The organism is Bullifex porci, assembly GCF_009695635.1.
GTDB classification, from domain to species: domain Bacteria; phylum Spirochaetota; class Spirochaetia; order Sphaerochaetales; family Sphaerochaetaceae; genus Bullifex; species Bullifex porci.
In genome coordinates, this window is sequence record NZ_VUNN01000054.1 from 1 (window position 1) to 1,526 (window position 1,526).

Consider the following 1,526-nt stretch of genomic DNA (forward strand, 5'->3'; position numbering starts at 1 on the left):
CTATGAGCTGCTACTACATTACGTCTTGTTTGCTCTGGATAGTGATTATACATGTTGTTTTCGTCCTTTTAGACGAATTTTCATACAATCGGAAAAAAACTTAAATATCAGCTGAAAACACGCTTACGATTTCCTTGGCATTTTTGCCGCGCCCACTCAGGAAAAGCACAGAATCGCAGTTGTCCGATATGATTTCGGCAGCATCCTTGTAGATGGCCTTTAACTGCGACTGGCTCTGCAAAATAATAGAAGCCGAGATTTCCCGGCTTCGGATGGTGGCGATCAATTTATCAAAATTTGGTATCTGGCCGATGTTGGCAAACTCGTCTAAGATCAGCCGCACATGGACAGGCAGCCGTCCGCCGTACTTATCATCGGCCCGGTCACAAAGTAAGTTGATAAGCTGGCTTTGGAGCATAGCCAGAATGAAATTGAAAGTGGTGTCCGTGTCGCTCATAATGAGAAACAGCACCGTCTTTTTGTCCCCGATGGTGTCCAGCTCCATTTCGTCGTCCTCCATCAGCTCGCGCACTTCCCGGATGTCAAAGGGGGCCAAACGTGCGCCGCAGCTTATCAGGATAGAGGAACGGGTTTTGCCAGCGGAAAGCAGAAATTTCTTATACTGCCGCACGGCAAAATGGTCTGGGTCTTTCTGCTCCAATCGTTCAAACATCAGGTCTACGGGGCTTTGAAACTCTGGGTCGTCCTCGCGGGCTTCACTGGCATTTATCATTTCCAGCAGCGTTGTGAAGTTCATTTCCTCTGCCGGAGCCTCGTACCAGATGTAGCCGATCAGGGCCGTGTAAAACAACCGTTCCGACTTGACCCAAAAATCCTCCGCTGATTTTTCGCCCTCGCCCTTGGTGTTGGCAATCAGGGTATTTACCAGCTTTAGCACGTCCTTTTCCGAGTGGATGTAGACGAAAGGATTGTATTTCATGGATTTGGAAAAGTTGATGGTGTTCAGGAATTTTATGCGGTAGCCCGCCTGCTGAAACATCTTTCCTGTTTCCAGAACAAGGGTGCCTTTCGGGTCAGTCACCACAAATGAGGTTGGGTAGTCCGTGGTCGGAAAGCATTGCATCAGGTTGGGCTTAACGAAAAAGCGGGTCTTGCCGGAACCGCTGCCGCCGATCACCAGCACGTTTTTGTTCCGCGCTGTTTTGGGGTCTTTGGGCCTCCCGGTCATAGTCAGCCGTTCCGTTTGGGTCAGCAGGATATTGTTTTCAAACTTGGGGTCAATGTAGGGCGCAATATCCTTGGCCGTTCCCCAACGGGCGCTGCCGTACTCCACGCCTTTACGGTACTTCTTGGCGTTCTTGCCCTTGCAGTACACCACCAGCCGCACGATCAAAGCACCGGCGATGCCGACGCAGAAATCAAACAGATGCAGGCTGGGTGTTAGAGTCAACAGAAAAGGGCCAGAAATAGTCAAATGAAAAGGGACAATTTAAAAGTAGTCAACTAAAAAGGGACAAAAAAAGTCAGTTAAAAAAGGAAAAAGCATCTTAAGTAATTTTGATATA

At 48.6% G+C, this 1,526-nt stretch carries 1 protein-coding gene; it reads right to left on the bottom strand.

Annotation, left to right across the window (positions count from 1 at the left end):
• Positions 1-100 precede the first annotated feature (100 nt).
• On the bottom strand, positions 101-1,435 hold the full coding sequence (locus FYJ80_RS11555) for a VirD4-like conjugal transfer protein, CD1115 family (RefSeq protein WP_206361093.1): 1,335 nt from the start codon (positions 1,433-1,435) through the stop codon (positions 101-103).
• Between the last annotated feature and the right edge of the window lie 91 nt (positions 1,436-1,526).